Here is a 7,343-nt window from a genome sequence, read left to right as displayed (position 1 = left end):
TGAAATTCCAAATTTTGGCTTTTATCTTAACGGAGAGAAAATTATAGCTTTAGTTAAAACGTATTACTGGCTTCTTGGAATAGTTGTCGGCTTTTTTGGGTATAAGTTGACAAACTATTTAGTCCTCTCCTACCCCTACTACGTTAGAAACAGGAGAAAGAGCGAGATCGATTTGTACTTGCCTCATGCTGTAAACATGATGTACGGAATGGCTGTTGGAGGATTGAATCCAATAGATATTTTCAGGGAGATATCGAAGCTTGAACATCTTTTTGGAGAGTTGAGTGTCGAATTCAAAGAGATCGTTAAGAACTTCGATGTATTTAAGCAAGACTTTTTCACGAGTTTAAGAATGGTTAGGGATACGACTCCAAGTGAAAAGCTCTCCGCATTTTTGGACAGCCTGATTTTGGTTTTACAGGGAGGTGGAAAATTTTCAACTTATCTGAAATCGAAATCCGAAGAATATGAAGAGGAGAAGGAAATCGTCTTCGGCGAGGTTATGAGCTTCATGGAAATTTTATTTGAGATTTACATCTCAATATTCATGCTCTTCCCCTTGCTGCTTCTAATCGTGCTCGTGGTTTCCAAAATGGTTTCAAGCGAGATCATGTGGGGCTATTCGAATCTAATTTATTTAATTCTGCCAGTTTCGACGGCTTTCATAATATACCTTGCGCGATCGGCAATTCCCCTACCGAAAATAACGATTAAGCACGTTTTTGAAGAAGTTCCTTTAATTAAAGTTAACGTTAGCGGGGAGGAAAGGAGGTTCAAAGTGCTCAGAATTAAAAAGCTCTTGAAAAAAATAGTCTCCTTTATTTTGCATCCCTACCGAACGAGTTTGGTATTCCTGAATGTGAGAATTGTGGTTGTGCATCTTGTACTTTACTCGGCAATAGCGCTATTGCTTCTGCAAAGGCTTGGAGTTGTAATGAGCGAGCATTACGTTCTCCTGATTTTCTTAGCGTTACTTCTCGTCACGTTTATAGTGGAATTAAAGAACAAAATTCTGAGAAGGGCTGAGGAGATGTTGCCTGAGTTTTTTAAAGAGTTGGCGATGCTCAACGAGTCGGGAGTTTCTATTTTCGAAGGAATAAAGCTTGTAGCGAAATCGGAAGTGGGAGTTCTCTCTAAGGAGTTCGAAGGGATAAGCAGAAGTGTGGAGTTGGGGGAACCGATAACTAAATCTCTTTCGAAGCTCGTGGTGAGAATAAAAAGCGACATCTTTGCCAAAGCCGTGCCTATTGCTGTGAAAGCTCTTGAAACCAGCACGAGCATAAAAGATGCGTTTATAACGGTTTCAAGGTATGTGGAAGCGGAATTAAGCTTTAGAAAGAGGTTGAAATCGAATTTGATGCCCTACGTGGCGATAATTTACTTAACCGTCGTCGTGTTTCTGTTTGTAGCGTATTTGCTTATTTCCAAATTTTTGGTAACGTTCTCTGGAATGAGCGTTAGTTTTATGGGAATACAAACAACCTTCGACGTGGATTTAATAAAAGAGACTTTTATGAAGACGATTTTGCTCGTTTCGACTCTCTCCGGAATTATCGCCGGAGCGATAGCGGAGATGAATGTGGGGAGTGGATTAAAGCATGTTCTTGCTTTAACTGCAATGTCGTATGCGGCGTTTAAATTCCTGATCGTTTAAGAAAAATTTCTTATGAAAGCAAATCCGAGAAAAATTTGTCTGATTAGTCAAAATTGTCGATTTTCTTCAGAGTATTGTTGAAAATCGGAAATATTCTTGGAAATTAAATGAAAGGAACAAAGGGTATTAGCAAAAGATACTTTCCACAGGAAACGAAGGGGTGGGAGGGTAATAAATCATGATAAATCTTGAGGTGGTTAGGATTGAAAAAAACTTGCAATTACACTTTTGTCATCGAAACGAATTTATCTGAGCTAAATAAGTTATAATTTCGTTATGAAAAGACTTGTAATAAAAGACTTGGAGAAGTGCGTTGGTTGTGGGCTTTGCATGTACGCGTGCAGTAGAAGAAATGCCAGAGATCCCGAAATTGGAGTTAGCAAGTCGGGAATTTTGGCTATAAGTTTGAGCGGTTTTGAGAGGGGTGCGACGATAATTTTCTGCAGAGCTTGCAGCGAACCTCCTTGCGCTCAGGTTTGTCCGACGGGAGCGATGGCTCCAAGAAAGGAAGGTGGAGTTTTCTTCAAGGAGGATTTATGCATAGCCTGCGGAAATTGCATGGAGGCTTGTACGATTGGAGCGATCTTCCAGCAGGAGAATGGAAAACCAGCCGTTTGCGTTCACTGCGGATACTGCGCTAATTATTGCCCCCACGGAGTTTTAGCTTATGAGGAGGTGAAATCGTGAGGAGCAAAGTACTCACGATAGATCTTTCGAGGTACAAGTACTGGGTTGAGGATAGAAAAGACCTCTTTGAAGAGTATATCGGTGGAGTTGGAGTAGCGGTTCAGCTTTTAAAGGAGGAGCTCGAAAATGCGAGGGATGTTGACCCGCTAAGCGAAGAGAATGTGATAGTTTTTTCCACAGGACCATTCACACCGGCTTACCCTCTTGCCTCGAAAACCGTTGCTTTATTCAAAAGTCCTTTAACGAACAACCTCGGGGAGTCTCACGCCGGAGGTAGAAGTGCGGCAGCCATCGCAAACGCTGGTTACGGAGCTATTGTGATTAAGGGAAAAAGCAGAAAGCCTGTTTACATAGTTGTAGATGAGAACAAAGTTCATTTCAAAGACGGAAGGGTGATTTGGAGCATTCAGGACTCGATAGTGACTGGAAGAATTATTGCTGAAAGGGAAAAGGGAAGGGGAATTAGAACGGTAATGAGAATTGGTGGAGGAGGCTTGAATTTGGTGCGATATGCTTGCGTTACTACTGAGACTTACAGACACTTCGGAAGACTCGGGCTTGGTGCAGTCTTCGGGAGTAAGAATTTGAAAGCTCTTGTTGTTATGGGGAGGAAGTCTTTCAAGCCGAAAGACAAGGAAGGTTTCAGAAAAGTTTACGATGAGATATACGATTTGGCTGTAAAATCGGATGCTATGAAAAAGTATCATCTGCTCGGCACCGCCGTAAACGTTTTACCTCTGAACGAGTTCGGAGGGTTGCCAACGAAAAATCTAACCGAGCAGAGGTTTGATAAAGCTGAAGAGATAAGCGGTGAGGCTTTAGCTGAAAATAACCTTGGAAGAAGAATTGCCTGCGCTCACTGTCCGGTGGCTTGTATTCACATAGCAGCGTTGAGGGAGGAATACGAGACTGAAAAGTACTTCTACAAGACTTTGATGATAAGCTACGATTACGAATTGATCTATGCTTTAGGCTCGATGCTTGGAATTGGGAGTAGGGAAGGTTTGCTCAAACTGATACATAGGGTTGAGGTTTACGGACTCGATGCAATAAGCACCGGCGTTTGCTTAGCTTGGGCTACGGAAGCTTACAAGAGAGGATTGATAAGCAAGAACGAAACGCTCTTAGATCTCGAATTCGGAAATTACGAAAATTACATTAAAGCCGTGGATTACATCGTCTCCCAGCCGAACGACTTCTACAAGGCTTTAGCTAAGGGAGTTGATGAAGCTTCAAGGATTTACGGCGGAAGAGAGTTTGCGATGGCTTTCGGTAAAAACGAAATGCCCGGCTACAACACAGGCTATGGAGCTTACGTAGGATATCTAATTGGTTTGAGGCACAGCCATTTAGATGGAGCCGGCTACTCAATAGATCAAAAGTGGAAAGACTACTCGCCGAAGGAACTCGTGGACGAGCTTATAAAAGAAGAGCAGTGGAGACAGATTCTTTCAAGTCTCGTAGTTTGCTTCTTCGCAAGGGGAATTTACAAGCCGGAGATCGTTGTTAAAGCCTTTAAACCGCTCGGAGTCGAAACTGACGAGAACGAGCTTAGGGAAATTGGAAAGAAAATTTACGAGGAAAAGCTCAGGCTTAAGAAAAAGATGGGGTTCAGCGTGGAAGATCTGCAGGTTCCGGAAAGAATATTTGAAGCCGACACGCCACAAGGAAAGCTGAGCAGAGACTACGTCAAGGAAGCTCTGGACTACTACAAAGAAATTGTGAGTAAAATTTAGCTGCCTTCGATTAACAAATCCATCAGAACTTCTTCCACTTTTTTACCTTCGTATAAAACGCTGTATATCGCTTTTAGAAGGGGAAACTCATCTTCCGAAGCTTTTCCCCTCATCTCAAGCTGCTTTAGTAAAGCGTAGGCTCTTCTTCCATTTACGTAACCCTCTATAACACCAACTCCCCTTCTTTCGAGCTCTTTTAGAGCCTCGTCTATAGTGTAACCTTTTCCGAGCAGTTCTCCGAGCATTCCGTTCCTACCACCTCTGAAAGTTGCTATGAGGTCTCCAAATCCGGATAAGCCGTAGGCAGTTTCCTTCCTTCCACCAGCGTCTTCGACGAATATGGCTATTTCATTTATCGCCATTGTCGCAAGGACACCTTTAGCGTTGCTCAAATCCATTCCGAACCTTTCTTCGTAACCCCTTATCCAGGAAATCGCTATTGAATAAACGTTTTTTAAAGCAGAAGTGAGTTCCGCTCCTATTATGTCGTCGGTAATTTCTATTCCGTAGTATTTCGTTTTGAAAGCCTTCATAGCTTTCTTAGCTGTTTTGAGATTTTTGCTGCTGAAAACCACTCTTGTAGGAGCCCTTCTTGCCACCTCTTTAGCTATCGATGGCCCGGTTATGGCAACAAGTTTGTGCCTCATTTTTGCGTTCTCCTTCCATATGGCTTCTGGAATCGTGTAGATGTGCTCGTCCTCCTCTATAAGCCCCTTCGATATCGTTATCAAAATCGAATCCGATAACTCGTTCTTTATCCTGTTGAAGATATTCAACACGCCCTCGGTGCTTACCGCAAGAACTATTATGTCCGCATCGAGCGCCTTTTTCAGCTCCTCCGGATAAAGAATTTGGACTTCCGGAAGCTTTACGCCGATTCTTGGATGTTCCTCTCCTTTTTCAATTTTTTTCAGAATTTCCACGTCGTATTCCGTTCCCCAAAGGAGAATTTCGTTTCCGTTGTCTGCGAGTGGAATCGTCAAAGCTGATCCCATAGCTCCGGCTCCGAGAATTGATACTCTCATTAACTCTGGCTTTTCCTTGAAAAGTAATAAAGCTTTCTTTTGGCAATGAATTTATACTTTCGGAATCGACTTGTTTTGATGCGGAAGATTTTAGCGCTCCTCATAACTTTACTCATCCTCGGATGCTTGCAGCAGTCAACGAAGGGATCTTATAAAGATATAAGCGCTGAAGAAGCCTATGAGCTTTTGAAGAACTCCAAAGTTGTTGTTATCGACGTAAGGAGTCAAGAGGAGTTTGAAAAGGAACACATAGACGATGCGATAAACTTAGTGCTTTCGCCGGAGTTTAAAGAAAAAATTCGGCATCTTGATAAAAACGCCACTTATCTTGTTTACTGCAATACTGGCTTTAAAAGCAGAATAGCTGCTGAGATAATGGTTCGTGAAGGATTTAAAAACGTTTACAGTCTCTCTGGTGGAATTGAGGCTTGGAAATCGAAGAGTTTTCCTGTGGTAAAGTAAATTACCTCCGAAGTTGAACTTATTCTGTGAAGTGCGAGGTTTGCGGTAAGGAAAGACCTTCGAAAACAATTCCACTTTGCCCCAAATGTGCGAAAAGCGAAAAGGCAAGAGAGTTCGTTAGCTTGCTCCACGAAAATCTTGACGTTATTGGCGGAGGGGATTGTGGCTTATGCTCGAACATGTGTAGGCTTGATGACGTGGGATTGTGCAAAATAAGGAGGAGGGAAGGAGAAAAAGTTATTTCCCTCTCTTCAAAGGAAAGAGCCCTCCTTCATGCTTACTACGATCCTCTCCCCACTAACTGCTGTAACGCTTGGTTCTGCGAGGGGAGTAAGCTTAAAGGTTACAACTTAGCCGTCTTTTATTACGGCTGCAACTTCGACTGCCTCTACTGCCAGAACTGGGAGCACAAGTTCGTTGAAAGAGCAAGGATTTTTACAGTTAAAGACCTTCTTGGAATGATTAACGAGAGAGTCAAATGCGTCTGTCACTTTGGCGGCTCTCCAGAGCCTCAGATGGATTTCGCTTTAAACTTCAGCGAGATTGCCTACAAAGAATTTGGGGTGATGATATGCTGGGAGTGGAACGGGGCGGGAAACAGAAGTAAGGCTTTGAAGGCAGCTGAGTTAAGCTCAGTCAGCAACGGAACTGTGAAATTCGATTTAAAAGCATGGAACGAAAATCTTCATCTAATTCTGACTGGGAGAAGTAACGAGGAGGTTTTAAAGAACTTTGAGGCAATCTTTGAAAGATATCCCGAAGTATTGTCTGCCACGACTCTCCTCGTTCCTTACTACGTCGACGCTGAAGAGGTGAGGGGAATAGCCTCTTTCTTAGCCTCTTTAAGCGAAGAAATTCCCTACTCCTTACTTGTTTTTCACCCGGATTATAGACTTAGAGATCTTCCGGTAACACCGAAAGAGCAGGTTTACGAATGCTATAGGGTGGCGAGGAGGTATTTGAAAAGAGTAAATATAGGAAACATCTTCCTGATTCTCTAAAGGAGCATGTTCAGCCCCTCTACGAACGCTTCAACGCTCGCCATTATTATGTCCGTTCTCGCCCCTCGCGAAGTGACTATTTTGTCCCCCCTCTTTAGCTGTACGATGACATCAACGAGGGCGTCGGTTCCACCGGTTATGGCGTCGACGTGATAGGAAACGAGCTCAATGTCAGCGTATTCTTTTACAGCCCTTTTTATCGCGTTTATCGCCGCATCCACTGGGCCGACACCAACTCCAGCCTCTACGTACTCCTTTCCGTTTATCTTAAGTTTCACGCTTGCGGTCGGCATTATATTCGCTCCGCTTACGACATTTAAGTCGAGAAGCTCGACTTTCCTCTCTCTTTTTATCTGAAGAACGGTCTCTATTATCGCTTTAACGTCTGCATCGGTGACCCTCTTTCCTTTGTCTCCGATCTCCTTCACTCTCTTCAATATCTCCTGCATTTGTTCTTTTGTAGCTTTGTAGCCGAGCTCTTTCATTATAGCTTCCACACTCGCCTTTCCAGCGTGTTTTCCGAGGATTATGCTCCTCGTTCTTCCTATTACTTCGGGAGAAATCGGTTCATACGTTTTGGCATCTTTCAAAACAGCTGAAGTGTGTATCCCACTCTCATGAGTAAAAGCGTTCTCTCCAACAATTGGCTTGTTCGGTGGAACGACTACTCTCGTCAACTTTTCAACGAGTTTGGATGTAGGGTAGATCGCTTTCTTGTTTATCTTCGTTTTTATTCCGTATAAGTATTCTAACGCCATTACGACCTCTTCTAAGGCTG

General features: G+C 43.1%; 7 protein-coding genes. 5 read left to right on the top strand and 2 right to left on the bottom strand.

Annotated features, from left to right (window positions below):
• From F7C14_RS01110 to F7C14_RS01100, 3 genes are all read left to right on the top strand, one after another.
• On the top strand, positions 1 to 1,654 hold a 1,654-nt coding region (locus tag F7C14_RS01110), incomplete at its 5' end, for a type II secretion system F family protein (RefSeq protein ID WP_290898913.1).
• A 276-nt stretch (positions 1,655 to 1,930) separates the two neighbouring features.
• Positions 1,931 to 2,341 carry a 4Fe-4S binding protein gene (locus F7C14_RS01105; protein ID WP_290898909.1) on the top strand — a complete coding sequence of 137 codons (411 nt, stop codon included), beginning with the start codon at positions 1,931 to 1,933 and terminating at the stop codon, positions 2,339 to 2,341.
• Positions 2,338 to 4,077: an aldehyde ferredoxin oxidoreductase family protein gene (locus F7C14_RS01100; protein ID WP_290898906.1), complete on the top strand. Its 1,740-nt coding sequence runs from the start codon at positions 2,338 to 2,340 to the stop codon at positions 4,075 to 4,077. The genes F7C14_RS01105 and F7C14_RS01100 overlap by 4 nt, the downstream gene beginning before the upstream one ends.
• Here the strand turns inward: F7C14_RS01100 and F7C14_RS01095 are convergent.
• Entirely contained in the window at positions 4,074 to 5,102 is a 1,029-nt protein-coding gene (locus F7C14_RS01095) for an NAD(P)-binding domain-containing protein (RefSeq protein ID WP_290898903.1), read from the bottom strand. The two genes, F7C14_RS01100 and F7C14_RS01095, sit on opposite strands and share 4 nt — an antisense overlap.
• A gap of 78 nt (positions 5,103 to 5,180) precedes the next feature.
• Here F7C14_RS01095 and F7C14_RS01090 point away from each other — a divergent pair, with 78 nt between their 5' ends.
• Together F7C14_RS01090 and F7C14_RS01085 are read left to right on the top strand one after the other, a co-directional pair.
• Complete coding sequence (locus F7C14_RS01090) at positions 5,181 to 5,564, top strand: rhodanese-like domain-containing protein (protein ID WP_290898901.1); 384 nt, start codon at positions 5,181 to 5,183, stop codon at positions 5,562 to 5,564.
• A 26-nt stretch (positions 5,565 to 5,590) separates the two neighbouring features.
• Complete coding sequence (locus F7C14_RS01085; protein WP_290898898.1) at positions 5,591 to 6,565, top strand: radical SAM protein; 975 nt, start codon at positions 5,591 to 5,593, stop codon at positions 6,563 to 6,565.
• Here F7C14_RS01085 and F7C14_RS01080 read toward each other — a convergent pair.
• On the bottom strand, positions 6,562 to 7,343 hold a 782-nt coding region (locus tag F7C14_RS01080; RefSeq protein ID WP_290898895.1), incomplete at its 5' end, for an alpha-isopropylmalate synthase regulatory domain-containing protein. The genes F7C14_RS01085 and F7C14_RS01080 overlap by 4 nt on opposite strands.

Source organism: Ferroglobus sp. (genome assembly GCF_015521575.1).
In the GTDB taxonomy this organism is placed as follows: domain Archaea; phylum Halobacteriota; class Archaeoglobi; order Archaeoglobales; family Archaeoglobaceae; genus Ferroglobus.
Note: the sequence above shows the minus strand (reverse complement) of the source record. Positions and strands in the feature narration are given on the sequence as shown.

Coding starts and splice junctions, on each gene's coding strand:
- F7C14_RS01105 (WP_290898909.1), top strand. CDS start 1,931: ATGAAAAGACTTGTAATAAAAGACTTGGAGAAGTGCGTTGGTTGTGGG.
- F7C14_RS01095 (WP_290898903.1), bottom strand. CDS start 5,102: ATGAGAGTATCAATTCTCGGAGCCGGAGCTATGGGATCAGCTTTGACG.
- F7C14_RS01090 (WP_290898901.1), top strand. CDS start 5,181: ATGCGGAAGATTTTAGCGCTCCTCATAACTTTACTCATCCTCGGATGC.